Below are 26,170 nucleotides of genomic sequence, written 5' to 3' on the forward strand. Positions count from 1 at the left end.
CCGTTTCGGCCTCGAGACTTGCGCTTCGCGCGGGCGCTTTCGAGGCCGAAACGGCGAGACGGGCCTCAACCCTTGGAGGTGTCTCGTAAGACTCGACGCAGGGGGTTGCGTCGGGATTCGACGTTGGGGGCGGATGGCGACTCGACCGCGCGGTCGGCCGGGCCGAGCTCACATCGGGTCGTGGGGGGCAGCCGTACCAGCGTGGTCCACAGGTCGGGGCCTGCCGAGTCGTGGCGTTCAGCGGCCTTTGTATTCCGGGGGCCGCTTCTCGAAGACCGCTTGGATGGCTTCCGTCAGATCCTCGGACGGGAGGAAGGCGGCGTTCCAGGCCGAGACGTAGCGCAGGCCTTCGGCCACCGCGGCGGAATTACGCTGTCCCAGTACGTCTTTCACGCCCTGCACCACCAGCGGCGGGTTCGCGGCGATCTCGCGGGCGGTGGCATGGGCGGCCTCCAGTACCGCCTCCTGGTCGGCGAAGACGTCGTTGACCAGGCCGATCTTCTCCGCCCGGGCCGCGTCGATGTCCTTGGCGGTGAAAGCCAGTTCACGTAGGTGGCCTTCCGAGATGATCCCGGGTAGCCGCTGTAGCGAGCCCACATCGGCCACGATGGCGACCTTCGCCTCACGCAGACTGAATTTCGCCTCCGCGCTGGCGTAGCGGATATCGGCGGCGGCGATCAGGTCGAGACCGCCGCCGATGCACCAGCCGGAAACCGCGGCGATCACCGGTTTACGGCAGTCGGCGACGGCGGTGATCGAGGCCTGCAGGCGCCGGATGTCGGCGAGGAAATCGGTCCGCGGGGCGGCCAGCGCGCGGTCGGCCATCAGCGGGCCGAAGGTGCCGCTCATCGCGGGCAGGTCCAGGCCGTAGGAGAAGTGCTTCCCGGAGCCGGTGAGGACGATGGCGCGGACCTCGGGGTCGGCGTCGAGGCCGTGGAAGATCTCCGGCAGCTCCCGCCAGAAATCCGGGCCCATCGCATTACCTTTACCCGGCCCGGTGAGGGTCACCCGGGCGACGCGATCGTCGGTCTCGACGGTGAAAGCCTGCCAATCTGTCATCTGCCCAGCCTAAGGGGGCAGGTCGGGCGCCGGGTACCGGGCCGGCCGCGGCTCACCGGCGCGACCGGGGACGAAAAGACCTCGTCCGGTGAGTGGGGAAAGCCGCGCGGGACACTGTGTATCGCTCTACCCTGTGCCCATGCGCAGGTCGCTTCCACAGATAACCTGCCGGGTCTCGGATACTCTGATCGCCCGTGGCCACCACGGGTTGATCGTCACCGCGCCGGAATCGGCGACCGGTCCCGCGGAGACCGCCGAGGCGATGGAGGTGGAACTCGGGGCGCTTGTGCATTCGGAGGTCTTTCTCCTCGGTGACGAGCCGATCCTGCTTCTCGTCTCGGCGGCGCACCAGGTGGATCCGGAACGCACCGGCGCGCGCCTCGAGGGCGCGCTGATCCCCGCCCCACCGCATCTGGTGGTGCGCTACACCGGGCAGCTGCCGGGCAGTGTGGCGCCCATCGGTCATCCGGCGAATCTGCCCACCTGGGTTGATTCGCGGCTGTCGAGTCATCGCGAACTGTGGGCCGCCGGTGGCAGCCCGGGAACTGTTTTCCGCACCTCCTACACCGAGCTGCTGCGGATCACCGCGGGACTGTCCCTCGACGTGGACTGACGCCCGCCACCACCCTCCCGGACAATGGACCAGCTCACCGCGACGGGCCGTTCCGGGCGTAGCGTCGGCGAGGTGACCGAAGTACCACGGCCCGAGACCGGAATCCGGATCCCCGACGACCTCAGCGGTATCACCGCCGAGCAGTACCGCGCCTCGATGCGCCACTACCCGGCGGGCGTCACCATCGTGACGCTCGGCTCGGCCGCCGGTCCGGTCGGTTTCACGGCGACCTCGTTCGCCTCGCTGTCCCTCGACCCCCCGCTGGTCTCGTTCAACATCAGCCACACATCCTCGAGTCTGGAGGCTTTGACCGCCGCCGAGTCCGTGGTGATCCATTTCCTCGGCGAGCACCAGCGGCACCTGGCCCAGCGTTTCGCCCGTACCGCCGCGCACCGGTTCAGCGACCCCGCCCTGTGGAGCACTCTGGACACGGGCGAACCGGTCCTGCACGGCACCCCGCTGTGGCTGCGCACCACCGTGGAGCAGCTCATCCCGATCGGTGATCACACCTTCGTGGTCGGCCGGGTGGTCCGGGTACACGACGACACCGGCGACGAAGCGTCCGCGGCCCCGCTGCTCTATTACAACGGCCGGTACCACCGCCCGACCCTGCTCGCCGACGACGTGGAATAACCGCCCTCGCCCCGCCCGCTGACATCGGATGTCACCCGTCGCCGAGTAATCTGTTCACCCGGTCGACCGCTGTTTGCCGTGCGGTAACCCTCGTATGAGAGAACCAGTCCGTCGGCTGGGCGATGGAAGGTGGGCCGGACAGATGCGGGCGCAGGTGCATGCGGAGAGCGCGCTACGACGGGCCGAGGCCGCGCCCCCGGCGCGCACCCTGGTCGATATCGTCGCCGCGACGGCCGCGCGACATCCCGACGCGCCCGCGATCGCCACGGCGGACCGCACCCTCACCTACGCGGAGCTGCGCACCGAACTCGAGAGCTCGGTCCGCGAACTGGCCGCCGCCGGAGTGGGTCGCGGTGACCGGGTGGGCGTGCGGATGCCCTCGGGCACCTGGGAGCTCTACCTCACGATTCTGGCGGTGCTGCACGCCGGCGCGGCCTACGTCCCGGTGGACGCCGACGATCCCGCGGAGCGGGCGGAGCTGGTCTTCACCGAGGCCCGGGTGACGGCCGTGGTGACGGCCGACGGCATCCAGCCGGTCGGCGGGCGTACGGACGCGGCGGCAGCCGTCGACGGGCGACCCGGCCCTGCGCCCACGGTGGACGACGATGCCTGGATCATCTTCACCTCGGGTTCCACGGGTACGCCCAAGGGTGTCGCGGTGACCCACCGCAACGCGGCCGCTTTCGTCGACGCCGAGGCCCGCATGTTCCTCCGGGACGCGCCGCTGGGTCCCGGCGACCGCGTGCTGGCGGGCCTCTCGGTCGCTTTCGACGCGTCCTGCGAGGAGATGTGGCTGGCCTGGCGGCACGGCGCCTGCCTGGTCCCCGCGCCGCGCGCGCTGGTACGCACCGGCGCCGATCTCGGCCCGTGGCTGGTCCGGCAGGGCATCACCGTGGTGTCCACCGTCCCGACCCTGGCCGCGACCTGGCCCGCCGAGGCCCTGGAATCGGTCCGGTTGTTCATCTTCGGCGGTGAGGCGGTGCCACCGGAACTGGCCGAGCGGCTGGCCGACCCGGATCGCGAGGTGTGGAACACCTACGGCCCCACCGAGGCCACAGTGGTGGCCTGTGCCGCGCTGCTCGACGGCACCGGGCCGGTACGGATCGGTCTCCCGCTGGACGGCTGGGATCTGGTGGTGGTCGACGCCGACGGCGAACCGGTCGGCGAAGGTGAGACCGGAGAACTGGTGATCGGCGGGGTCGGGCTGGCCCGCTACCTCGACCCGGCAAAGGATGCCGAGAAGTACGCGCCCCTGCCCACGCTGGGCTGGGACCGCGCCTACCGCAGCGGCGACCTGGTGCGCAACGAAGAGGCCGGGCTGATCTTTCTCGGCCGGGCCGACGACCAGGTGAAGATCGGCGGCCGCCGGATCGAACTCGGCGAGATCGACAACGCGCTCCAGCACCTGCCGGGAGTCGGCGGCGCGGCCGCCGCGGTCCGGGCCACGGCGACCGGCGCGCCGGTCCTGATCGGGTACCTCACCGGTGTCACCGAGGACTACGACCTGGCCGCCGCGCGCGCCCGGCTCGCCGGCCGCCTCCCGGCTCCGCTGATCCCCCGGCTGGTGGTGGTCCCCGAGTTGCCGACCCGCACGTCGGGCAAGGTCGACCGGAACGCGCTGCCCTGGCCCGTCGCCGACGCCGGAACCGACCACGGGCTCACCGGCACCGCCGCCTGGGTCGCGCAACTGTGGACCGACGTCCTCGGCGCCGAGATCACCGGCGCCGACGCCGATTTCTTCGCACTCGGCGGTGGTTCGCTGTCGGCGGCGCAGCTGGTCACCGGACTGCGGGCGCGATACCCGCGGGTCACGGTGGCCGATGTGTACGACCACCCCCGTCTCGGCGCGCTCACCGAACTCCTCGACCAGAGCGCCCCGGCCGCTGTCGCCGAAACACGGGCGGTCCGCCCCACCCCGCGGTCCGCGCAGTGGATCCAGGTACTGGCCACCGTCGCACTGACGACGCTGACCGGACTGCAATGGGTCACCTGGCTGGCCGTGGCCTCCGGGGTGGCCGGATGGTTCGATCTGCTGCCCTGGCTGCCGCGCCTGTCGTGGTGGTGGACCACGCTGTTGTTCCTGGTCTTCATCACCCCGCTCGGCCGGATGGCGATCTGTGTGGCGGGCGCCCGGACCCTGCTGGCCGGCGTGCGACCGGGCAGCTATCCACGCGGCGGTTCGGTACACCTGCGGTTGTGGGCGGCGGTGCGGCTGTCGGAGGCCAGCGGAGCGGAGAACCTTTCCGGAGCACCGTGGATGGTGCCCTTCGCGCGCGCCCTCGGCGCGAAGGTGGGCAAAGGCGTGGATCTGCACACGCTGCCGCCGGTGACCGGCATGCTCGAACTGCGCGACGGCTGCAGTGTCGAACCCGAGGTCGACCTGTCCGGGTACTGGATCGACGGCGATACCGTGCACATCGGTTCGATCGTGGTCGGCCGGGGCGCGGTGGTGGGCGCCCGGTCGGTGCTGCTGCCCGGTACGCGGATCGGCCGTGACGCCGAGATCGCGGCGGGGTCGGCGGTGTCCGGCAAGGTGAAGGCCGGTCAGGAATGGGCGGGTTCACCGGCGGTGAAGGTCGGGAAGGCCCGGCACCGCTGGCCCGCGGAGACACCGGAGCGGGCGGTGCACTGGGTGCTGGCCTTCGGCGTCGGGTCGCTGGCGCTGGGAGCGCTGCCGCTGTTCGGGCTCGCGGCGGGTCTGGCCGTGATCGCCTGGGGTATTCGGGACACCGTGGATTTCGCGGACGCCCTGCTGCCCGCCTTCCTGTGGCTACCGGTGGCCACCGGTTTCAGCCTGGTGGTCTACGCGGTCGCGACCGTTGTCGCGGTCCGGCTGCTCAGTATCGGACTGACCGAGGGTTATCACCCGGTGCGCAGCCGGGTCGGCTGGCAGGTCTGGGTCACCGAACGTCTGCTGGACTCCGCCCGCACCTTCCTGTTCCCCCTCTACGCCTCGCTGCTCACCCCGATCTGGTTGCGGCTGTTGGGCGCGAAGGTGGGCAAACGGGTCGAAGCCTCCACGGTGCTGCTGCTGCCGAAGTTCACCACCGTCGCCGACGGCGCCTTCCTGGCCGACGACACCATGGTCGCCGGTTACGAGCTCGGTGGCGGCTGGCTGCACATCGGGGAGGCGAAGGTCGGCAAACGCGCGTTCCTCGGCAATTCCGGGATGGCCGCGCCCGGCCGGCGGGTGCCGAAGAACGGACTGGTCGCGGTGCTGTCGGCGGCGCCGACCAAGGCGAAGGCCGGCTCGTCGTGGCTGGGCAGTCCGCCGGTCCGGTTGCGCCGGGCCGCGGGGACCGCCGATACCGACCGCACCTTCGATCCGCCGCTGCGGCTGCGCGTGTTCCGTGGCGCCTTCGAGACCTGCCGCCTCGCCGCGGTCGTGGTGACCTTCGCCATCGGGCTCGGCGTCCTGTCGGCGCTGGCCCGGCTGGCCGATCGTTTCGGTTATCCGGCGGCGGCACTGCTGTCCGGGGTGGTCCTTATGGTCGCGGGCGCGGTGGCCTGCGCGAGCGCGGTCACCGCGAAATGGGTGCTGGTCGGGCGGATCCGGGCCGGTGAGCATCCGCTGTGGAGTTCGTTCGTCTGGCGCAACGAGGTATCGGACGCGTTCGTGGAAACCGTCGCGGCGCCCTGGTTCGCCCGCGCGGCAACCGGTACGCCCGTATTGAACCTCTGGTTGCGCGCGCTCGGCGCGCGGATCGGTACCGGGGTATGGTGCGAATCCTATTGGCTTCCGGAGGCAGACCTGGTGACACTCGGTGACGGCGCGACCGTGGAACGCGGCTGCGTGGTGCAGACCCACCTGTTCCACGACCGCATCATGGCCATGGACGCCGTGACCCTGGAGCCCGGCGCCACTCTCGGGCCGCACTGCGTCGCCCTGCCCGCCGCCACCCTCGGCGCGGCGGCCACCGTGGGCCCGGCCTCGCTGGTCATGCGCGGCGACACCGTCCCGGCCTCCACCAGATGGTGGGGCAATCCCATCGCCCCCTGGGCCGGCCCGGCGGCCGACCTCGGATCCGATCCGGCCGACGACGACGCGGACAGCTGATGGGGAGCAGGTTCTACGACGCCCCCATCGACGACTATCTACCGCAGAACGGGAACCGGGGCTATCGGGTATCGCGGTACGAACTGGACCTGAACTACAAGGTGTCCAGCAACCGGCTCGCCGGACGGGCGGTGATCACCGCCGTCACCACCGCCGAGCGCCCACGCTTCTCCCTCGACCTGTCCCAGGCGCTGGCGGTATCGAAGGTGCTGATCAACGGCGGCAAAGCCGGTAAGTACACCCATCAGCGCGGCAAACTCACCGTCACCCCGCGTGAGCGGATTCCCGCGGGGGGAATCCTCCAACTGGCCGTGCAGTACGCCGGCGCCCCGAAACCGGTCCGCGGGCCCTGGGGCGAGGTCGGCTGGGAGGAACTGACCGAGGGGTCACTGGTGGCCAGCCAGCCCAACGGCGCCGCGTCCTGGTTCCCCTGCGACGACCATCCCAGCTCCAAGGCGAGCTACCGGATCTCGATCACCACCGACACCCCGTACTTCACCCTCGCCAACGGCGAGCTGGTCGGTAAACAGGTCAAAGCCGGCCAGACCACCTGGGTCTACGAACAGACCGAGCCGATGGCGAGCTATCTGGCCACCGTGCAGATCGGGCGTTACCGCAGGCATCAGCTCACCAGCCGGCACACGCCGGTCCCGATCCACGCGGTCGTACCGGCGTCGCTGCGCGCGGCCTTCGACCACGATTTCGCCCGGCAACCCGAGATGATGTCGGTGTTCAGCGAGCTGTTCGGCCCGTATCCGTTCCAGAGCTATTCGGTCGTGGTCACCGAGGACGAGCTCGAGATCCCGATCGAGGCCCAGGGCATCTCCGTCTTCGGCGCCAACCACTGCGACGGACGCCGCGGCGCCGAACGCCTGGTCGCGCACGAACTCGCCCATCAGTGGTTCGGCAACAGCCTCACCATCCAGCACTGGTGCGATATCTGGTTGCACGAGGGTTTCGCCTGTTACGCGGAGTGGATCTGGTCGGAGGCCGCGCACGGGCCCAGCGCCGATCAGCTCGCCCGCGCGGCCTGGCACACCCTGCGCCGGGAGCCGCAGAACATCGTGGTCGGTGATCCGGGGCCCGAGCTGATGTTCGACGACCGGGTCTACAAACGCGGCGCCCTCACGCTCCACGCGCTGCGGCTGGAGCTGGGTGATACCGCGTTCTTCCGGCTCATCCGCGACTGGACCGCACGCCACCGGCACGCCTCGGTCTCCACCGAGGAGTTCACCGACCTGGTCGGCCACTACAGCGTGGCACCCCTGCAGCCGCTGTGGCAGGAATGGCTGTATGCCGAACCGCTGCCGCAGCTGCCACCGGTCGGTGGGAGCGCGGGTCAGAACACCAGGTAGCGGCCCGCGAGCTGTTCGATGAGCGGATCGTCCTCGGCGACGCTGTTCAGCGCCTCGAGGTCGGTGACGACCGAGATGAGCCGTGGATCCTCGGGTTCGGCACCCTCCGGGCCGTCCTCGGTCAGTTGGCGCAGCAATTTGCCGCGTACCCGGTCCTTGAGTGAATCGCGCATCTGTACCTCGTCTCTCAGACCGGCGTCAGCCAGGTGCCCCAGGGCGTATTGCGCACCACCGTGTAGAGGGCGATCGAGCCGAGCAGCGTCCACATCGTGAGGCTGCTGATCCCGGGCAGGCGGGGCCCCTCGCCTCGCCATGCGCGGATCGCCCAATCGCCCACCCACAACACGTAGAGCGTCAACACCGGCAGCGCCAGCAGGTTGCTGTGCAGGGAATCGACGATATGTCCCTCGGTCAGGTTGTGTACTGCGCGCATACCCCCGCAACCCGGGCAGTACACACCGAACAGCGCGTAGACCGGGCACAGCCCGTACGAGCCCTCGATATGCGGGTCGCGGACGTGCAGCAACAGCACCGCCGCCGCCCCCGCGACCGCCGCCGCACCGGGCAGCAGCAGTCCACGCCACCCGGACAACCCGGCATCGCCGTTTCCCGGCGCGGCCGCCGCCGGAGCCCCTGGGCCCACGAGCTCGCGCGGGTCTGCTGCGTCCGAGTCGTTCACGACATTCACGGTAGTCGCGGCCCGCGGGTTGACGCCACAACCTCCGGAGGTGCTTGCTCCGGTTGCATCGGAACAGGCCGTGGACGCATCGGAACAGGCATAGAACGTTCGCGGGATGGGCAACCTGGAGTTAACAGAGCCCTGCACCGGCGCGATATTCGGGACAACAACGGCATTCCCGGATGAAGCGAACCGGAACGGCGCTTGCTCTTGTAAGCACCCAGCTTGCAGGGTTACCGTGTCAGCAGGCACAAAGGAGTGTTCTGATGCTGGTGAAATCGATAACCGCGCTGTCGCAGGCGCATCAAGGCGCTCTGACCGCCCCGTACCGAGCTACATTGCGCGCGCGCCGATTCCGATCGGCCCACTACAACGCACCGGCCGCCCATCCCGAGGTCGTTCCCGTCACCACTGTCGACGGCGCCCGCCTGCGCGTGCACTCCTACGGTCCCGCCGATGCCGAGCCGATCGTGCTCATCCACGGCTGGAGCTGCTGCATCGAATACTGGCACCCCCAGATCAACGCCTTCGCCGACCGCTACCGCGTGATCGCCTACGATCAGCGCGGCCACGGCGACAGCACGCTCGGCCGGACCCCGCTGGGCGACCGCACCCTCGCCGACGATCTCGCCGCGGTCCTGGACGCGACTCTACGGCCGGGTCAGCAGGCCCTGCTGGTCGGGCACAGCATGGGCGGTATCACCCTGCAGGCCTGGGCCGCCCGCCATCCGCAGCAGGTGGAACGGCGGGCCCGCGCGGTCGTGCTGGCCAACACCACCTCGGGCAATATCCGTTACGACACCGATCTGCTGCCGCTGCTGAACAAGCCGCTCAGCCTGGGAAAGCAGCCACTGAGCCTGCTCGGTTCGCCGATCCGGCTACCGATGATCGTCGCGGAGTCCCTGCTCACCACGCCCCTCCCGCTGCCCGGCGGCTGGGCGGCCCGCGAGATCCTGAAAGAACGCATCATGGCCCGCGGCGCCACCACCGAGCAGGCCGAATTCGCCCTGAACATCGTGCGTTCCTGCCGCCCGCTGGCCCGCGGCCGGCATGCCGCCATCCTGGCGGATCTACAGTTGGGCGCGGCCGCGGCGAACCTGACCGTACCTACCACGATCATCGCCGGCCGTTACGACCGCCTGCTCCCCGAACGGATGTCGCGCCTCATCGCCGACACCATGGTCGAGGCCGGTCACCGGCCCGACTATCAGGTTTGGCCCACCGGTCACCTGGGCAATATCGAGCGGATCGACCATTTCAACAATGAACTGACCGCCATCCTGAACCGCACCAGCTCTCGGTCGGCGGCCGCGGGCTGAGTGGGAAGTCCCCGAGTCCGGTCAGCGTCGCCCGGCTCGGCGGACCCTCCGCACCGGTCGTTCGCCGCCGTACGGACTCCGGAATACCGCTTGCGGCGCGTCGTTGCACGCAATGACGACCGCAACCGATAGGACTGGACTATGCGCGCAGCGACCTACGACCGGTACACCACCGACAACAGCGATATCCGGGTGCGCGACCTGCCGAAACCGAAGGTTTTTCCGGGGTCGGTACTGATCGAGGTGCGCGCGGCCGGGGTGAATCCGGTCGACTGGAAGCTCATGTCGGGCGCGCTGGACGGCTTGATCGATGCGATCTTTCCGGTGATCCCGGGCTGGGATGTCGCCGGGATCGTGGTCGGCAAGGGCACCGATACCCCGGAATTCGAGGTCGGGGACGAGGTACTGGCCTACGCCCGCAAAGACGTCCTGCAGGACGGCACCTTCGCCGAACTGGTCGCCGTACCGGCGGCGCGCGTGGCCCGCAAACCTGCGGATCTGCCCTGGGAGCAGGCCGGCGCGCTGCCCCTGGCCGGCGGTACCGCCCTGCGCACCCTCGATCTTCTCCAGGTCACCGGCGAGGACACCGTGCTCATCCACGCCGCGGCCGGCGGGGTGGGCAGCCTGGGTGTCCAGATCGCCCGGGCGCGCGGCGCCCGCGTCCTGGGCACCGCCTCCGAACACAACCACGATTTCCTCCGTGAACTCGGCGCCGAACCGGTGGCCTATGGGGAGGGCGTCATCGAACGCATCCGCGAACTCGCCCCGGACGGGGTGCAGGCGGTGGCCGATTTCGTCGGCGGCCAGCTCGACACCACCCTGGCCGTCCTGGCGAAGAACGGCCGCCATGCCTCGATCGCCGACGGCTCGGTGACCGAGCACGGCGGCCACGCGGTCTGGGTCCGCCCGGACGGCGCCCAGACCCAGCGCCTGGCCGACCTCGCCGCCAAGGGCGACCTGGTGGTCCCGGTCGCGGCGACCTTCTCCCTGGAGGAAGTCGCCGATGCCTTCGCCGCGGGCCAGTCGGGCCATACCCGCGGCAAGAACGTCATCGTGCTCTGACGCCGACCGGAGCCGGGGGAACCGATTTCCGGTCCACCCGTACGCGACGCGACTTCACGCGACGGCGACTCGCGGTGCGACCGGCGGACGTGAGCGGCCGGGGGGACGGTCGTCCCACCCGGCCGCCGGGAATTTTCTCGCGCTCAAGCGATGCCCAGGGTGACGAGCAACGCGACCAGAGCGAGGGCCTGCAGGATGACGCGGGGATAGATGATGCTGTCCCAACGCTCCTGCAGAGCACGGGCGTTCGGCGGCGTCACACCGGATCGAGCGGCGGCCTTCTGTGCCGCGTTGATCGGTTTGGCGATCCGGGCGTAGAGGGCGAGCCACACAACGAGGGCGAGGACCGCGAGACCCGCCGAAACAGCGGCACCGGCGGAGCCGGTCAGAGCGGCGATCACCGCGGCCCCCAATGCCGCCACCACTCCGGTGATACCGACCGGCGGCATACGCGCATCGGCGTAGTAGTGACCCCAACCCGCGCTGAGGGTCATGGTGGCGTCGTCGAGCCGGCGGTAGACCGACCGCATGACCAGCGCGGCCAAGACATCGGTGCCGTAGACGACAGCATTGGTGAGAATCGCGACGGCGGCGAGGATCTGGACGGATACGGACATATCGGGCTCCTGTGTCTTGCAGATTCAGCTGGCAGTGGTCGTGGTCGGGCAGTTACGCCGGAGCGGGGGCGGATGCCGCGGGCTCGCGGAGGAGCAGCAGTCCGGTGAGGCCCACGAGCAGCGCCGTGAGGCCGTGGACTCCGAAGGCGGTCGCCGTGGAGCCGTCGTAGGCCAGCACCGTGGTCATATCGCCGATCGGGATCAGTGCGACGACGAGCATGACGACGCCCAGCGCGAAACGCTGCCCGAGCACCAGCAGCACGAGGACGAGGATCCCGCAGGCCGTATCGCGAATGCCCTTCAGATTCATGAATGCCGCAGCGTCACCCGTCGGCCACTCGGGCAGGCCGAACCCGGGGGCGATCGATTCGGGAGAGATCAGGTAGCTGATCCCGATGTAGAGGATGAACGCCGCACCGAGCAGCGAGAGTGCGGTGGCGAGACGCCGAGTGGTGATCATGAGTGCTCCGAAATCTAGCAGTGCTATGTATGAGAGCGACATTAATCTAACCCCGCTTACATGTCTAGCAGTGCTAGAGTTTCGAGCATGAGTGTTCAGAAGAGGCGGGAACGGGAGCGGGCGGAGCGCCACCGGCTGATCATCGATACCGCGCGCGAACTGGCGGAGACCGAGGGCTGGGACGCGGTGACCGTCCGCAAACTGGCCGACCGGATCGAATACAGCCAGCCCGTCCTATACAGCCATTTCGCCGGTAAACGCGCCATCGTCACGGCCGTCGCCGAGGACGGCATCGCCGAACTCGCCGCCGCTCTGCACCGCGCCCGCATCACCGCCGAGTCGGATTCCGACGCACTGGCGGCACTCGCCCGCGCCTACATCGAATTCGCCACCGAGCACCCCGCCGTCTACGACGCGATGTTCGCCATGTCCACCGATCTGCAATTCGGCCCCGGCGCCTCGCAAACCCTGCGCGACGCGTTCGCCGAACTGGTCTCCGTACTGGGGCCCTTCGCCGGAGACCAGGACGTGGAAACCTTCACCGAGACCGGCTGGAGCGCACTGCACGGCCTGGCCACCCTCGAACGCGGCCGACGGCTGCGCCCCGGCCTGCGCGAGAACCGGCTGGCGATCCTCAGCCGGCTACTGGAACAGGCCGGCCCTTCGCAGCACTCGTGACCCGCCGGGACCGTCCGCTCAACCGATGAAGGCCCAGATCGCCCCGAGCGCAACGGTCACCAGTGGCGCCGCCCCCTGTTTCACCGCCGAGGCACGCTTGTCCGGAGACGAGAGCAGCAGGACCAGCGCGGCACCCAGCATCGCGCTGGTACCGGCGAAGATCAACGCCACCCCGACACCGCGGTCCCCGGCCGTCGCGACCACGATTCCCACCACCGCGATGATCGCCAGGAACAAATTGTAGAAGCCCTGATTGAAGGCCAGTTCCCGAGTCGCCGCCGCTTCCTCGGCGCTGGTGCCGAATACAGCTCGCGCCGCACCGGTCCACGCGAACGACTCCAGGTACCAGATGTAGACATGGAGCAACGCCGAAACCGCCGCGAACACTGCGATAGCGATGAGCACGAGCACCGACACTAGCTCACGGACCACCCCGGCCAGCGGTTGTCGCCGCGCAATCGCCCGGCGGGTTCGCCGACGGACACCTCCACCGTCACCCTCCCCGCCCCCGGACCGGTCGCGATCCACGGGTCCGGGCCACGCGCTTACTCGCCGACCGATTCGCCGGCGTCTCTTCGGAACCGACTGCGCGAATACGGGACCCGGAATCCTGACATCGGCGCGTATTCCTGTCCAGGTTCAGGGCCCCACCGGGACACCACCACACCGAGTTGGATACCCGTTTCCCGAGCGGGACGCCGCGGCGGGCACCCGGATTTCGGGTGCCCGCCGGATGACGCGGTTCGGTGTGATGTTCAGGCCGCGGCGCTCTCGACCAGCCGTCGCCCTGCCGTCGGCCAACGCGGATGTTCGGCATCTATGACGTACGCGTGGGTGTGCCGGTAGTAGCGGTCGTCCACGCGTACCGCGTCGGCGAGGCGCGCGGGGTCGATCGTGCCGACCTCGTGCAGATGGGTCAGCACCTCCGGGTCGTGACGTGGCCACATCCGCAGTGCCACCACCATCCCCGCCGCACCCAGCCCCGCGAGAACCACCCAGGTCGTGGTGAAGCCGGCAACGGTGGTCAACCATCCGGCGATCGGGTAGGTGAGCAGCCACGCCACATGTGAGAGCGAGAACTGGGCCGCGAACAGCGCGGGACGGTCGGCCGGTCGGGACGAACGGCGCAGTACCTGCCCGGTGGGTGTCAGTATCGCCGCGGTGCCCGCACCGACGCCTGCCCATACCGCGACGGCGGCGGTCCCGCGCCAGTCACCGGAGTCGGCGAAGGACAGGGCGATGGCCGATCCGAGTGCGGCGAGCAGGGTCACCGCGCCGGTGAACATGACCGGCCGGGCACCGAGGCGATGGAGGACGCGAGGAAGCACCAGGGCGACGAGCATGGTCCCGAACCCGTTCGCGGCCAGCAACAGCGCGACGCCGGACTGCGTGCCGCCGAGGACATCGCGGACATAGTTGACCGTATTGACCATCACCACGGATCCGGCGGCCGCGACGACGAGATTCAATCCGAGCAGGCCGCGCAGTCGCGGCGTACCCGCGAAGATGCGCAGTCCGACCGTGATCCGTTCGCGGAAGGAACCCTCGGTCGCGGCCGTCACGTCCGGTATCCGGGCGCTGATCACCAGCGCGGCCGAGACGGCGAAGCCGATCGCGGTGCCGACGAACAACCAGTGGAAGCTCATCACGGTCAGCGCGACAGCGGCCAGCATGGGACTCAGCAGGGTCTCCATGGTCGCGGCCAGCTGGGCCGCCGACAGGGCGCGCGTGTATTCACGCTCATCGGGCAGGATGTCGGGAATGACGGCCTGATAGGTCGGAGTGTAGGCGGCGGAAGCGGTTTGCAGGACGGCGATCAGCAGATAGATCTGCCAGATCTGATCGATGAACGGCAACGCGAGCACCACAGCGGCGCGGACCAGGTGCAGGGACACCAGGAACGGCCGGCGGGGGAACCGGTCGGCATAAGCGCCCACGATCGGGGCGACCGTCACATAGACCACCATCTTGATGGTCAGCGCGGCGCCGAGGACGGCGGCAGCGGCCGCACCGGCGAGCTCGTAGGCGAGCAACCCGAGGGCGACGGTGGTCAGTCCGGTGCCGAACAGGCCGGTCACCTGAGCGGTGAACAGCCGCAGATAGTCGCGGTTTCGGAACGGTGAGGAGGTCAGGGGCGCGGAGCGCATCGCGGATACTTCCTTCGGGGTGAGCAGGGGTGGGCCACGGGTGGTTCGACAACAGCACTCGCACATGCCGGACTCCTTCGCCGTCGGTGGGCGGGCGCGCCGCGCACCCACCCACCGACGAGCTCAATGGGTGACGGTGGGCAGGGTGAAGGCAGCGGTACGCACTACATCGCCGTGCCGGAAATCCAGGAACAGGCGGTAGGTGCCGGGCCCGGGTACGGCGGTGTGGAACGTGACGTCCGGACCGGGCGCGGTCACCCCGTCGCCGGGTTCGCCGTTCGGGTGCACGTGGATATAGGCCAGGTCGCCCGCACGCAGGACCACCAGGTGGCCGTAGGCGGCCAGATAGGGCTGCAGATCGGTGACCGGCTCGCCGTCCTTGCGCACGGTGAGCGTGAGCAGGCGACCTTCCCCGGGCACGAGATCGCCCTCGAGGGCTACCTCGTATCCGTCCACGATCGCGCTGCGCGCGGCCGCCGGTACCGGCCGCGGCGCGTACTGCCCCGCCACCGCCAGATCCGCACCGAGGGTCAGTGTCCTGCCGAGCGCGCGCGGGGCGATATCGGCGAACACCCGGTAGGCCCCCGCCTCCGGAAGATTCAGCCGCACCGACCAGACGCCGTCGGCGCCCAACTCGGGGTGTACATGCCAGAACCCGGTCAGTTCGCGCCGCACCACGATGAGGTGCAGATCACGGTCATGGAGAGCCGAGTAGGCGGTGACCGGTTTCCCGTCCGGACCCAGAATGCGGAACCGGAAGTCGATCTCACCCGTGCCGGTGATCGGCTCCGCCAGCTCCAAGGTGTACCCGTCCTGGGTGATCTGGAGGCCACCCGGCACGGCGCTGCCGTGCCCCGCGTGCTCGCCGTGCCCCGTGTGACCGGCATGCCCCGTGTGACCGGCATGCCCCGCGTGGTCGGCGTGTGTGCCGTGCCCCGCGTGGTCGCCGTGTGCGACGTGCTCGGCATGAGCGGCATGAGCGGTGTGGTCGCCGTGGTGATGGGCGTGAGTCCGAGTGGTCATAGTCGCGGCCTTCCGATCATGTTGCGGTTACGACGATGAACGTAGTACCCCCGGGGGGTATGTGCAAGTCCGGTCGGCGAATGGCCTCGAGATCGAGCCGAATGCACCCGCTGCCGACATTCCCTCTTGACGAAGAGATACCCTAGGGGGGTATGGTAGCGACCCCGGAAGGGCTCCGAGAGGACGGAAAATGTCATGAGTACGCAGACGCGGACCACCACGCGGAAGTGGTGGGCGCTGGCGGTCATCGCCGCCGCACAGTTCATGGTCATCATGGATACATCGATCATCGGGATCGCCCTCCCGAAGATGCAGACCGATCTCGGGTTCTCCCAGGAGAACCTCACCTGGGTTTTCAACGCCTATGTCATCGCCTTCGGCGGGTTGCTGCTGCTCGGCGGGCGATTGTCGGATCTGCTCGGTGCGCGGCGGGTGTTCGCCGCCGGTTGGGCGATCCTGCTCGCGGGCTCGGCCTTCGCGGGCGCGGCGGGCAATGTCGCGATCGAACTGGCCGGACGCGCGATCCAGGGCGGTGGCGCCGCTCTCATCGCCCCCGCGGCGCTGACCCTGCTGATGATGCTGTTCGGTTCGACGCCGGGAGAACTCACCAAGGCGCTGGCCGTCTACGGCGCGGCAGCCCCCGCGGGCGGCACCGCCGGCGTCTTCCTCGGTGGCGTCATCACCGAATACATCAGCTGGCCCTGGGTCTTCTACATCAACATCCCGATCGCACTGCTGGCCTTGCTCGCGGTCCCCGCGCTCATGCCCGACGCGCCGGCCCGTTCCGGTTCCGTCGACCTGCTCGGCTCCGTAACGGTCACCGCGGGTCTCGCCGCGGCCGTCTACGGCATCGTCCGGGCACCGGAGGCCGGCTGGGCGTCGGGACAGACGTGGGGTGTCCTCGGCGCAGCCGCCGCACTGCTCGCCACCTTCGTCGCGATCCAGGCGCGGCGCCGGGAACCGCTGATGCGACTGGGCATCTTCGCGGCGCCGAATCTCGCCGCCGCCAATATCGCCCAACTCCTGCTCGGCGCGGCCTGGGTGCCCATGTGGTTCTTCCTGAACCTGTACCTCCAGCAGGTACTCGGCTACAACGCCTTCCCCGCCGGCTCGGCCCTGCTGCCGATGACCACCCTGATCATGCTGGGCATGATCGTGCTGGCGCCCCGCGCCATGCAGCGGTTCGGTGTCAAGCCGATGATCGTGACCGGGCTGACCGTGCTCGGACTCGGCCTGGCGATCATGTCGCTGGTGCGTCCGACCGGAAACTTCTGGATGGACGTCCTGCCGGCCTCGCTGGTCGCGGCCGGCGGGATGTCACTGGCCTTCGTGCCCTCGCTGGGCACCGCCATCTCCGCGGCCCGCCCCGAGGAGGGCGGCTTGGCCTCCGGCATCGTCAACGTCAGCTACCAGGTCGGCTCCGCGCTGGGACTGGCGGCCATGACCGCGGTCGCCGCCTCCTTCGGCGCCGACCGTATCGACAGTCTGCCGGACCTCACCAACGGGTTCTCGGCGGCATTCATCGGCGCCGCCGTCATCGCCCTCGTCGGCGCCGCTGTCACGGCGGCGACCATGCGTCGCACCGAATCGGTGACATAACCGGTCGGCACGACCCGAAATCCGTTGAACAAGAAGGGAAACAGCGAGATGAATACCACAACCCTCAACGTCACCGGGATGACCTGCGGGTGCTGCGCCGGCAAGGTTCGCGACAAGGTCGGCCGGATCGCGGGCGTCCGGACAGTCGACGTGGATGTGGCCGGTGGCCTGGTCACCATCACCGCCACAGAACCGGTCGGCCGAGACGCGATCGCCACGGCAGTCCAGGAGGCAGGCTTCCACCTGGCCGAATGAACACGAGACACGCCCGGTGCCACCCGCCCGACACGGACGGGTGGCACCGGGCGTTTCCGTGCCCAAGGCACGCCGACTGCCCTGCCATCGACCACCCACAGGTAGGCATTCATCGTTGCTCGTCACCGTCGAGACCACCACGACGACGATCATTTCCATGTTGCCGAAGCCGATGCGGCCGAATTGTCGATAATGGCGTGCCGGCTCCGTCCCAGAGGTAGAGGCGGGCATCGTGGCCGCACCACATCCAAGGAGGCTTGATATGGCGATTCGGCGTATGGACAACGTGCTGATCGTTGTCGAGGATCTGGACGCTGTCATCGCGTTCTTCGTCGAACTCGGCATGGAGTTGGAAGGCAGAGGTCCGCTCGAGTGGCGTGGAGCCGAACGCGTCATCGGGCTCGACAACGTCCAGCAGGATGTCGCCATGCTGCGGATCCCGGACGGCCCCGGCCGAATCGAGCTGGCGAAGTTCCACAAGCCGCGGGCGATCACCCCCGAACCGAAAGACGCACCGGCGAATACGCTGGGTATCCGTCGCATGATGTTCGCCGTCGACGACCTCGACGACGTCATCGCCCGCCTGCGCGACCACGGCGCCGAACTCGTCGGCGAAGTGGTGCGATACGAGAACATCTACCGGCTCTGCTACGTCCGTGGCCCCGAGAACATCATCGTCGGATTGGCCGAAGAGCTCAGCTGAAACTGCCGCACGGGCACAACTCGCGAAGGCGCCCCGCGCGCCCACTCGGTCGACACAGAACTCGTTGCCCTCGATGTCCTGCAGCACCAGGCACGACTCGTTGTCGCCGTCGGCCTGCAGTAGCCGCACACGTACCGCGCCGAGCGCGACCAGTCGGGAACATTCTGCCTCGAGTGCGGCCACGCGCGCTTCGCCCACGAGCCCGGTGCCGACCCGCACATCGAGATGCAGCCGGTTCTGGAAACCTTGCCTTCGGGAACGCGCTGGAAGTACAGGCGCGGGCCCACACCCGAGGGATCGACGCATGCCGAACCCCGATGCTCGTAGCCGAGTACCCCGGACCAGAAACGAGCGACCCGCTCGGGCTCTGCGCAGTCGAAGGTGAACTGGACCTGTTCGACCGATGGCATCGGTCCACGATAGGGACGGGATTGTCTCGGCGCCCGCGCGGTGTTCACCTCGGCAGCGGTGGCCGGTATGGACGGCCTGCTCGGTGACTCCGGGGCGTGACCGGTGCGAAAACGGGTGTCAACGGCCCCGGAATCCCCGGGGAAATGTGGAGCCGCCCGGCGAGCGAGTGCCGACCCGACCAGATCGAATCCGAAGTGCTGGCCCGCGCGGTGCACACCCGGGAACTCACCGAACCACTGCTGGTGGAATCCGCCTTCGCCGCTCGGATGCTCTCCGATGCCGGGGCGCCGGCGGTCGTGCCGGACCTGGGCAGCGCTATCGGTGTGCTCGAGGAATTCCTCGGCGAGCAGGGCTACCAGGGTGTCATCCACGCTGCCCGGCGCTGGGCGGCCCCGGCGTCGCGGTACACCTGGACCAACCAGGGCGGGCCGTTCTTCTCGACTCCTCTGGCGCACCGCTGGGCGTTCGGCGGCGGGTACGCCGATGTCCTGGAAAACACCCTGGTCGCCACCGGCCCGGTCCACGTCTGGCGCAATGTGCCGTTCGAACAGGTGGTGACCACCGGCAAACCACGTCGAGCCGGAGTTCAACAACACCGTCTACGGGCTGTCGGAACGGGTCGTGGTGGTCGGCTACGAATGCCCAGTGGCCGGCACTTGGTCAGGGCACCACACCTACCCGCTGCGCCAACCGTCCCAGCTCGCCGGTGGTGAGGTCGCGCTGCGCCTTGCGCAGCATCGAACCCACCAGCTCCCGCACCGGCGCCATACCCCGTACGTGCTGGGGTGCGGCGTGCTCACCGCGCAACAGAGCGTGCAGCGCCGCCCGGTGGTCACGCTTCATCGCGTGCGCGCGGCCCAGCTCCACGAAGAACTGTGCGTGCCGCACCCCGTTCGGGAGGGCGGTCGGGTTCAGTGTCTCCCCGATCCGCAGCGCTTCCCCGGGCTCGCGCCGCTCCACGGCCGAACTCATCCGCCACAGAGCGACATTCGCCGCGCCGAATGTCCGGTTACGAGCGGAGCTGTGCCCGGCCGGGGCGGCGGCCAGTTCGTCCAGGGTGCGCGGCACCCGGGTGTCGGTGACATTGCCCTGTGTCCACAGTGCGGTTTCGATATCGGCTACCCACCGGTGAAACATGCTGGTGGACGGGTCTATCCGGTCGTCGCCGCCGGTGAGGTCGGCGAGCGTGCAACCGAGCGCACCGGCCAGTGCCAGCAGTGTGCGGCGGGAATCGACCGGCCGTAGCCCGGTTTCGTATTTGGCGATCACCGACCGGACAGCCGCGCCCGGTCGGCGAGTACCTGTTGGGAGATACCGCGCCGGGCGCGAATCTGGCGGACCTGCTGCCCGATGTAGGTGTCTGGTTCGTAGACACCGAAGGCGATCGGCCTGGTTCGCAGGGATGCGCACGGCAACGGAGTGGATATCCACCAGGTAGCGCAGCGCTACGGATATCGACTGGTGTGGACGGTCTATGCAGACTGCGGGCCGCTGGCGACCGCGCTCATCTTGACCGGCGCCCTGGTGGAGCACAACGCCACCGCTGTCGTCGTCGCGTCGTTCGAGCACGCCGACGCGGTGCGCAACATGATCACCGAACGGGCGGCGCTGGCGACCCCGATGCAGGTGTACCCGCGCGGGTATCGGTGGCCGGTGTTCGACATGGACCGCCGCCGGTGATCGTGATCGGGTGGGCGGCGGTGATCGGCCTACCCTTGGGCGTCTTGGTCTGGGCAGTGCTCTACCCGACCCGATAGACCCTGACCGCACAGACGCGAGGCCGCTGCTGCCCGGAAATTGCGGACCCACACGGAAGGCAATCCTCTGCTGCGTGAAATTCACCGATTCGATCGCGCCCTGATCCTGGAACGCCAACGCGAAGGTATCGCCGCGGCGAAGGCCCGCGGCGCCTACACCGGTCGCGCGCCGGCACTCACTGCCGACCAGATCGGCCAGCTGCGGGGCCGGGCTGAGGCCGGCGAATCGAAGTCGGTGCTGGCCGCCGAGTTCGGCATCACGCGCCAGACCGTCTACAACTACCTACGCGCTGCGGCAACGCAGGGAATGCTCTGACCTCCGAGGCGTCCGAATGGTTGCCTCATAGGCCACGGCGTTACGTAATTGCCTGCTGCCCGCGTCGTGCGGAGTTGAAGAAAAACACCGCCCTACCTGCGATTATCGTTGGCTTTGACAGGAGATGCCTGTCGCGCATACCCTTCCTCTCGTAGGGCATATCTGTGCCCAAAGCCCCAAACCTCGTTGGTTGGGGCTTTTTTCGTCTCATCAGGCCCCTGGCGATGCCGGGGGCCTTGTCATTTCGGAAGGAGGCTCACGTCGGTCAGCGCTATCGCCGGGGAATGGGCAGTGTTCTGGATCCAGCTGCCTGTCCTCGTCCTCGCCGTAGCAGTCATCATTGTGGCCACTACGGCATTGCGCCGAGCGCGCCCGGAGGACGTGCCCAGAGTGTTCGAAGCATTCGCGGCCGCGTTCGGGCGCCGGCCCGTCTCCAAACGCCGAGCTCGGCACGAAATAGAGGGTCGGCAGAACTCCAGCCAGAGGAACCGATGACCCGCAAACACGGCCAAAGAGACTCGGTGGGTGATCGCGTCACCCACCAGCTCATCTGGAAGACCGCCAGTGAATACTTCACCGAGATGCTCCCGAGCTTCACCTACGACCTACCCGGGCTACTCGAAGTGATCGAGCAGAGCCAGCAAACAGCGAGTGAGTCCGTTGAGTTGCGCCAGGTACTCAGGGTCCTACGGCAGCCCGAACTGAGAGCGGTGTTCACTGCAGAGGAGTCGCCGTCAGCCCGCCAGAGACTGTGTAAGGCGTGCAGCGGAACGCTGACCGAGTCCGGCCGCGGCCGCCGGCCCGAGTACTGCAGCTCCGCGTGCAGGCAGCTGGCCCATCGTCGAAGGAAAGGGCAGAAGACCCAGGAACCGATGGACACCACCATCGAAATGATGTTCATGCTCTGCGAGCTCGAAGTCGAGTTGCTCCGTGAATCTGCCTACCGGGCCGTCGACGAGCGCACACAAGGACACACGCTCGAGATGAGCAGAACTACGACGGCCGAACCCACAGTCGTCTACAGAACAGCGGCTCACCTGTCGTTCTCGCGACACGATTGTTGAACAGCGACTTTGGCCTGAATCCCCTGGTGACTCCGATGAGAGCTCGTTGTCCATCAATCGATCGGTTCATGAACAGGCCAGTGAGCTGCGGTGCACTCTCTTGGCGTCGGTCGGCTCTGGGGCGACTCACTCTGTGGCGAGCATCCGCACCTGGTCGGGCCGGAGACGCACTTCGGATTCCTCCAGCCGGGTCAGCACTTGCCTCATGAGATGCTGCGTGGGCAGATAGTGGCCGCTCTGGTCGGTGATCAGGCGGATCTCACCGTTCACCACCTCGAGCTCACCGGCTCCCGCGACCGGCCCTCCCGCAAGAAAGCTGGAGTGCTGGAATACGTGCCGCTTTGCAAACAGCGAGGCGTAAATATTTCCATGTTCATCCATGACGAATATCGCTCGCCTCAAGCGGCGCCCCAAAGCGTCTCTCACGTTCGCGTTCGTCGTATCGAACAGGTTCCCGTTGGCGTCGCGGACAAGGCCGTCGCGGATGTCGAGGCGGAACGGGCGCCGTTCGGCCTCGGTGCGCAGGTACCGCACACCCGTGTCGCTGACGCGCCCCGGTATGTCCTCACCGATGTGACCGTCCCCCATATCCACGGTGTCGAATCGCCCACCGCTGGATTCGCCCCAGGCATCGCTATCGGGATCCCAATAATCAACACCTTCGGCTTCGTTATCAGGAATCGAGCGTCGGAGATCGAGGGTCGGCGTCTCTCCTCTGGAGAAGGAGGACCGGTCCACTCCGGCCGCGTGGCTTTCACCCAGGTCGAGCGTATCGCCGAACTTTCGGAACCGGCCCGCCGCGGCATCGGCGACCGACTCCATAGACCGGGCGGTGCTCGCCACCATCTGCTCCACCACGTGAGGCAGCGGTTTTCCTGATAGTTCATCCGGACCCACCGACTACACCTCACCGACCGAAGCCCGCGGGATGTCGTCCTTCGCGCCACGGGCCGAGAAGGCAACCTTACGGCAAACGGGGGTGCCGAAGATCGGAAGGCGCCGCTGAAAAACCCAGGCCGGGTGCGGTGTGGCGTGGTAACCCAACCAGGATCTCCGGCACATTCCACCATCGCTGTGGGTTGGGGGCCACTGTCGTTGTTTCCGTGCGATCACTACCAGCGCCCTAACTGCACCGACCGTAGGGGTACCACCTCGAGGAGAGCTGTTCAAGACTGACCCGGGGCCCGGGGCAGCGCATCCACCCCGCATCGTCTCAAACCTTGGTTACGAGATCGAGGAAGCCCTACCTACCCACCGAGTAGGGCATATTCGCCCGAAATTCGGCGAGTTCTCCGGGAACCCCCAGGAAATCTCGCTCGAGATCACCTCGTTGCCGGTTTCTGGCTTACCTTGGCCGATCCCCCCTTGAGCGTGTCCACGCTGGTCGAAGTCCTGGTTGAACGGGTGCGCCTCAGGACCCTCCTGTACGCAGCTTCTCCCAGCGATCCCAGTGGTCGTTCCAGTACTGCATCAGATAGTCGCGGTAGTACTTGCCGTCAGTACTTCTGCGTTCGCTCCCGTAGAGCGTGGCGATCTCGTCGCGCGCGTGTGATCGAGACAGCTCGTTGTCCGCGTGTGATCGAGACAGCTCGTCACGCGCGTGTCTGTCGTAGATCTCGATGTATTCCTTGGAATACCGGCCGCTTATACCGATGTCCGGACCATCGTCGTCGCCCAGTACCTCTCGCCGGACCTGGGCATTGACGAGCACGGCCTCGCCTTCGTCTCTGAGACGCGCGTCCACATTCAATCGCAACCATTCCGCCTTCGTTCTTCGTGCCTTCGACACGTGCGGCTCGCGCCCGTAGCGGGCGTGGCCGACCTCGTGCGCAAGAGTCCCCGTCGCACGAACTGCGTCGGTTGCCTTCCTACCATCGAGGATGATCTCTTTGCGCTTGGTGTTTCGAGTGCTGTCGAACCCGAGATCTGTGTAGCTACCGTTGGCGAAGCCGTATCGGATCGACCACCCCTCACGCTGAAGATCGCGAATCGCCGCCGTGAGCGTAGGTGATTTCGCTACCCGGGCGTCCACCTCGGGGCCCAAGCCGGTGGGTTCGATGGGGATCCCACCCGTGGCAGAGGTCCAGCAGTTCCGCCAGGCGGCGGCAGCGCACCGCCTTCATGCGTGCTGGTTGATGTCGACCTACGGCATGCGCCGCTCGGAAGTGCTGGGCATGCGGTGGAACCGGTTCGATGATGAAGCGTTGCGGGTCCGCCGGGGCCGGGCGGCCATCGGGTCGGAGACCGAGGAGAACTTGCCGAAGTCCCGACGCAGCCGCCGCACCCTCCCGCCGCCCGCCGATCTGGCCGAAAGCACTGCGCGCGTTGAAGGCGGCGCAGAAACGGGAAGCCCTGGCGCTCGGCGTGCCGTGGTCCGAGGATCGGCTCATCGCAGTACGTGAAGACGGAACGCCGTTGCGGCCGGAGTGGTACTCCGATGAGTTCCAGCGGATCAGCAAACGCGCCGGACTCCGGCGTATCCAGTTGAAGGGGCTGCGCAACACCTCCGTGAGTCTCATGCTCACGCTCGGCATCCCGGTCCATATCGTCGCGGCCTGGCACGGCCACGACCCGGCGGTGTCTCTGTCTATCTACAGCGATGCGCAGCCCGAGGATTTGAAAGCGGCGGGGGCCGCTCTCTTCGGGTGATCTGAAAGGGATGCTCCCCGCGCGTTGGCACACTGTTGGCACAGTGGCCCGGTGGAACCGTCGCGCGGAGAGCTGAAAATGCCCTCTGACCTGGAGCCGCCTAGGAGAATCGAACTCCTGACCTTTTCATTACGAGTGAAGCGCTCTACCGACTGAGCTAAGGCGGCGTGCCTTTCGGCGTGGCGAGTCTATCGTCTCGGCCCTGAGAACGCGAAAACGGCTGGTCAGGAGGTTTGCACGATAAGGGTGGCGGCCATGGCGGCCACCGCGAAACGGGGCTTGACGTTCTGGTCGAGGGCTTCACGGCAGGCCAGGACGGCGTCGATGGAGCGGAGCAGGCCTTCGGGGCGGACCCGTTCGGCCAGGTCGCGGGCGCGGTCGGCCATATCGGGGTGGGTCATGGTGATACCGGCGGGGTCGCCGAAGGAAATGGCGAGGGCATCGCGGTAGAGGCCGGCTATATCGAGGAGGGCACGATCGAGGGCGTCGCGGCCGGTGCGGGTGGCGCGGGATTTCTGGCGGCGTTCGAGGTCTTTCAGGACGCCGGCGGAGCCGCGGGTGGCGCTCGCGGCTCCCTTGCCGGTCCCACCGGCGCCGAGGGCAGTGGCGAGTTCTTCGCGTTCGCGTTCGTCGCGTTCGGCGCTGAGCTGTTTCGCCTCGTCTTCGGCGGCCTTCACCAGTTCGTCGGCGGCGAGGTAGGCGGTGCCGCGGGCAACCGCGGTCACGACGTCCAGAGCGCGGCGGCGGCGGGCGCGGGCCTCGTCGTCGGTGGCGAGGCGGCGGGCGCGGCCGATATGGCCGCCGCTCACGGCGGCCGCCCAGTCGGCGGTTTCCGGGTCGAGGCCGTCGTGTTCGCGCAGAACCCGGGCTATCGCGGGAGCGGAGGGGGTGATCAGGGGAACGTGCCGGCACCGGGAGCGCAGGGTGACGGAGATGTCCTCCGGATCCACCGAGGGGGCGCAGAGCAGGAACACGGTGCGCTCGGGCGGCTCTTCCACGACCTTGAGCAGTACGTTGCCCGCGGCCTCGGTGAGCCGGTCGGCGTCCTCGATCACCACCACCTGCCAGCGTCCGGTGCTGGGGCGCCGGGCCGCGATCTGCACGATGCCGCGCATCTCCTTGGTGGAGATGCTGAGGCCTTCGGGCACCACCCGGCGAACATCACCGTGGGTTCCGGCCATCGTGGTGGTGCAGGCGTGGCAGCGGCCGCAGCCCGGTCGGTCGGGGTCGGTGCATTGCAGCGCGGCCGCGAAGCACAGCGCGGCGACCTCGCGACCGGCCCCCGGCGGGCCCGTGAACAGCCAGGAATGCGTCATGGCGCCCTCGGCCACTCCGGATCGACCGGCGACCGCGGCAGCGGCCAGCTCGGCGGCCACCGAACTCTGACCCACGAGACGCTCGAAGACACCCACCACGCTCACACCCTAATACGCTCGACCGACCACAACCGCCCCCGTCGGAATGCTTCCGGCGTGCCTCGCCGCACGGATAGCGCGGCACCGGCACGACCCTCCCGAGCCCGGTGGGACGCATCGCCGGGACGCGGCACCCAGGCCCACCCGCGGTCACGGAGTAGCCGACCTCCGCTGCCGACGAGGCCGCGGACGTGCCGGCAGCAGTAATCGCCGAGTCGATCTATTCGGGTGACGACGTTCGCGAAGGAAGCCTGACGCGTATGGGGTGTGGCTTGGCTCCCGACCGCCCGGACTCCGCC

At 68.3% G+C, this 26,170-nt stretch carries 26 protein-coding genes, 1 tRNA gene and 2 pseudogenes; 15 read left to right on the forward strand and 14 right to left on the reverse strand.

Annotated features, from left to right (window positions below):
• Nucleotides 1–237: 237 nt before the first annotated feature.
• Complete coding sequence (locus tag ABZV91_RS01935) at nt 238–1,059, reverse strand: crotonase/enoyl-CoA hydratase family protein (protein WP_355233976.1); 822 nt, start codon at nt 1,057–1,059, stop codon at nt 238–240.
• Nucleotides 1,060–1,198: 139 nt separating this feature from the next.
• Here ABZV91_RS01935 and ABZV91_RS01940 point away from each other — a divergent pair, with 139 nt between their 5' ends.
• The 4 genes from ABZV91_RS01940 to ABZV91_RS01955 all read left to right on the forward strand — a co-directional run bounded on the left by ABZV91_RS01940 (nt 1,199) and on the right by ABZV91_RS01955 (nt 7,717).
• A complete protein-coding gene (locus tag ABZV91_RS01940) occupies nt 1,199–1,672 on the forward strand; it encodes a YbaK/EbsC family protein (protein ID WP_355233978.1) in 474 nt (157 codons plus the stop codon).
• 156 nt (nt 1,673–1,828) lie between these two features.
• Nucleotides 1,829–2,305, forward strand: a complete 477-nt coding sequence (locus ABZV91_RS01945) for a flavin reductase family protein (RefSeq protein ID WP_355234407.1) — start codon at nt 1,829–1,831, stop codon at nt 2,303–2,305.
• Nucleotides 2,306–2,447: 142 nt separating this feature from the next.
• The gene (locus tag ABZV91_RS01950; protein ID WP_355233980.1) at nt 2,448–6,362 is read left to right on the forward strand and encodes a Pls/PosA family non-ribosomal peptide synthetase; all 3,915 of its coding nucleotides are present in this window, start codon (nt 2,448–2,450) and stop codon (nt 6,360–6,362) included.
• Entirely contained in the window at nt 6,362–7,717 is a 1,356-nt protein-coding gene (locus ABZV91_RS01955) for a M1 family metallopeptidase (RefSeq protein ID WP_355233982.1), read from the forward strand. The genes ABZV91_RS01950 and ABZV91_RS01955 overlap by 1 nt, the downstream gene beginning before the upstream one ends.
• Here ABZV91_RS01955 and ABZV91_RS01960 read toward each other — a convergent pair.
• Nucleotides 7,702–7,890, reverse strand: a complete 189-nt coding sequence (locus tag ABZV91_RS01960) for a hypothetical protein (RefSeq protein WP_355233984.1) — start codon at nt 7,888–7,890, stop codon at nt 7,702–7,704. The two genes, ABZV91_RS01955 and ABZV91_RS01960, sit on opposite strands and share 16 nt — an antisense overlap.
• Before the next feature lie 14 nt (nt 7,891–7,904).
• Complete coding sequence (locus ABZV91_RS01965; RefSeq protein ID WP_355233986.1) at nt 7,905–8,396, reverse strand: DUF2752 domain-containing protein; 492 nt, start codon at nt 8,394–8,396, stop codon at nt 7,905–7,907.
• A gap of 266 nt (nt 8,397–8,662) precedes the next feature.
• Between ABZV91_RS01965 and ABZV91_RS01970 the strand changes: the two genes are divergently transcribed.
• Nucleotides 8,663–9,715 carry an alpha/beta hydrolase gene (locus ABZV91_RS01970; RefSeq protein WP_355233988.1) on the forward strand — a complete coding sequence of 351 codons (1,053 nt, stop codon included), beginning with the start codon at nt 8,663–8,665 and terminating at the stop codon, nt 9,713–9,715.
• Between the two features lie 141 nt (nt 9,716–9,856).
• On the forward strand, nt 9,857–10,777 hold the full coding sequence (locus ABZV91_RS01975; RefSeq protein ID WP_355233990.1) for an NADP-dependent oxidoreductase: 921 nt from the start codon (nt 9,857–9,859) through the stop codon (nt 10,775–10,777).
• Between the two features lie 143 nt (nt 10,778–10,920).
• On the opposite strand, the gene ABZV91_RS01980 is transcribed toward ABZV91_RS01975, so the two are convergent.
• Together ABZV91_RS01980 and ABZV91_RS01985 are read right to left on the reverse strand one after the other, a co-directional pair.
• Nucleotides 10,921–11,394 carry a DUF1772 domain-containing protein gene (locus ABZV91_RS01980; RefSeq protein WP_355233992.1) on the reverse strand — a complete coding sequence of 158 codons (474 nt, stop codon included), beginning with the start codon at nt 11,392–11,394 and terminating at the stop codon, nt 10,921–10,923.
• Nucleotides 11,395–11,446: 52 nt separating this feature from the next.
• Nucleotides 11,447–11,854, reverse strand: coding sequence for a DUF4267 domain-containing protein (locus tag ABZV91_RS01985; RefSeq protein WP_355233994.1), 408 nt, complete (start codon nt 11,852–11,854; stop codon nt 11,447–11,449).
• 87 nt (nt 11,855–11,941) lie between these two features.
• On the opposite strand from ABZV91_RS01985, the gene ABZV91_RS01990 reads away from it, so the two are divergent.
• Nucleotides 11,942–12,532, forward strand: coding sequence for a TetR/AcrR family transcriptional regulator (locus ABZV91_RS01990; RefSeq protein WP_355233996.1), 591 nt, complete (start codon nt 11,942–11,944; stop codon nt 12,530–12,532).
• Nucleotides 12,533–12,550: 18 nt separating this feature from the next.
• Here the strand turns inward: ABZV91_RS01990 and ABZV91_RS01995 are convergent, their stop codons facing one another.
• The 3 genes from ABZV91_RS01995 to ABZV91_RS02005 all read right to left on the reverse strand — a co-directional run bounded on the left by ABZV91_RS01995 (nt 12,551) and on the right by ABZV91_RS02005 (nt 15,702).
• Nucleotides 12,551–12,937 carry a DUF1304 domain-containing protein gene (locus ABZV91_RS01995; protein ID WP_355233998.1) on the reverse strand — a complete coding sequence of 129 codons (387 nt, stop codon included), beginning with the start codon at nt 12,935–12,937 and terminating at the stop codon, nt 12,551–12,553.
• A gap of 350 nt (nt 12,938–13,287) precedes the next feature.
• The gene (locus ABZV91_RS02000; RefSeq protein WP_355234000.1) at nt 13,288–14,679 is read right to left on the reverse strand and encodes an MFS transporter; all 1,392 of its coding nucleotides are present in this window, start codon (nt 14,677–14,679) and stop codon (nt 13,288–13,290) included.
• Nucleotides 14,680–14,802: 123 nt separating this feature from the next.
• Nucleotides 14,803–15,702: a hypothetical protein gene (locus tag ABZV91_RS02005; protein WP_355234002.1), complete on the reverse strand. Its 900-nt coding sequence runs from the start codon at nt 15,700–15,702 to the stop codon at nt 14,803–14,805.
• Nucleotides 15,703–15,897: 195 nt separating this feature from the next.
• Here ABZV91_RS02005 and ABZV91_RS02010 point away from each other — a divergent pair, with 195 nt between their 5' ends.
• The 3 genes from ABZV91_RS02010 to ABZV91_RS02020 all read left to right on the forward strand — a co-directional run bounded on the left by ABZV91_RS02010 (nt 15,898) and on the right by ABZV91_RS02020 (nt 18,259).
• Nucleotides 15,898–17,301, forward strand: a complete 1,404-nt coding sequence (locus tag ABZV91_RS02010; RefSeq protein ID WP_355234004.1) for an MFS transporter — start codon at nt 15,898–15,900, stop codon at nt 17,299–17,301.
• 48 nt (nt 17,302–17,349) lie between these two features.
• Nucleotides 17,350–17,556 (forward strand): heavy-metal-associated domain-containing protein, encoded by a 207-nt coding sequence (locus tag ABZV91_RS02015; protein WP_355234006.1) that lies wholly within the window; start codon nt 17,350–17,352, stop codon nt 17,554–17,556.
• Between the two features lie 262 nt (nt 17,557–17,818).
• Nucleotides 17,819–18,259, forward strand: a complete 441-nt coding sequence (locus ABZV91_RS02020; protein ID WP_355234008.1) for a VOC family protein — start codon at nt 17,819–17,821, stop codon at nt 18,257–18,259.
• A gap of 48 nt (nt 18,260–18,307) precedes the next feature.
• Here ABZV91_RS02020 and ABZV91_RS02025 read toward each other — a convergent pair.
• Nucleotides 18,308–18,669, reverse strand: a pseudogene (locus ABZV91_RS02025) (VOC family protein); the annotation flags it as partial.
• A 96-nt stretch (nt 18,670–18,765) separates the two neighbouring features.
• Here ABZV91_RS02025 and ABZV91_RS02030 point away from each other — a divergent pair.
• Nucleotides 18,766–19,383, forward strand: a complete 618-nt coding sequence (locus tag ABZV91_RS02030) for a hypothetical protein (protein ID WP_355234010.1) — start codon at nt 18,766–18,768, stop codon at nt 19,381–19,383.
• On the opposite strand, the gene ABZV91_RS02035 is transcribed toward ABZV91_RS02030, so the two are convergent.
• On the reverse strand, nt 19,331–19,939 hold the full coding sequence (locus ABZV91_RS02035) for a hypothetical protein (protein ID WP_355234012.1): 609 nt from the start codon (nt 19,937–19,939) through the stop codon (nt 19,331–19,333). The genes ABZV91_RS02030 and ABZV91_RS02035 overlap by 53 nt on opposite strands.
• A gap of 150 nt (nt 19,940–20,089) precedes the next feature.
• Here ABZV91_RS02035 and ABZV91_RS02040 point away from each other — a divergent pair, with 150 nt between their 5' ends.
• The 3 genes and pseudogenes from ABZV91_RS02040 to ABZV91_RS02050 all read left to right on the forward strand — a co-directional run bounded on the left by ABZV91_RS02040 (nt 20,090) and on the right by ABZV91_RS02050 (nt 21,807).
• Nucleotides 20,090–20,350, forward strand: a complete 261-nt coding sequence (locus ABZV91_RS02040) for a hypothetical protein (RefSeq protein ID WP_355234014.1) — start codon at nt 20,090–20,092, stop codon at nt 20,348–20,350.
• 165 nt (nt 20,351–20,515) lie between these two features.
• Nucleotides 20,516–20,743: pseudogene (locus ABZV91_RS02045) on the forward strand (recombinase family protein); the annotation flags it as partial.
• 491 nt (nt 20,744–21,234) lie between these two features.
• On the forward strand, nt 21,235–21,807 hold the full coding sequence (locus ABZV91_RS02050; protein WP_355234016.1) for a hypothetical protein: 573 nt from the start codon (nt 21,235–21,237) through the stop codon (nt 21,805–21,807).
• A gap of 126 nt (nt 21,808–21,933) precedes the next feature.
• On the opposite strand, the gene ABZV91_RS02055 is transcribed toward ABZV91_RS02050, so the two are convergent.
• Nucleotides 21,934–22,704, reverse strand: coding sequence for a hypothetical protein (locus tag ABZV91_RS02055; protein ID WP_355234017.1), 771 nt, complete (start codon nt 22,702–22,704; stop codon nt 21,934–21,936).
• A 514-nt stretch (nt 22,705–23,218) separates the two neighbouring features.
• Entirely contained in the window at nt 23,219–23,563 is a 345-nt protein-coding gene (locus ABZV91_RS02060) for a hypothetical protein (protein WP_355234019.1), read from the reverse strand.
• A 569-nt stretch (nt 23,564–24,132) separates the two neighbouring features.
• On the opposite strand from ABZV91_RS02060, the gene ABZV91_RS02065 reads away from it, so the two are divergent.
• A complete protein-coding gene (locus ABZV91_RS02065; protein WP_355234021.1) occupies nt 24,133–24,456 on the forward strand; it encodes a hypothetical protein in 324 nt (107 codons plus the stop codon).
• Between the two features lie 91 nt (nt 24,457–24,547).
• Here the strand turns inward: ABZV91_RS02065 and ABZV91_RS02070 are convergent.
• Nucleotides 24,548–24,623: transfer RNA gene (locus ABZV91_RS02070), tRNA-Thr, on the reverse strand.
• Between the two features lie 57 nt (nt 24,624–24,680).
• Nucleotides 24,681–25,871, reverse strand: a complete 1,191-nt coding sequence (locus tag ABZV91_RS02075) for a DNA polymerase III subunit delta' (protein ID WP_355234410.1) — start codon at nt 25,869–25,871, stop codon at nt 24,681–24,683.
• Nucleotides 25,872–26,170: the final 299 nt, after the last annotated feature.

Source organism: Nocardia sp. NPDC004568 (genome assembly GCF_040609955.1).
Lineage (GTDB): Bacteria > Actinomycetota > Actinomycetes > Mycobacteriales > Mycobacteriaceae > Nocardia.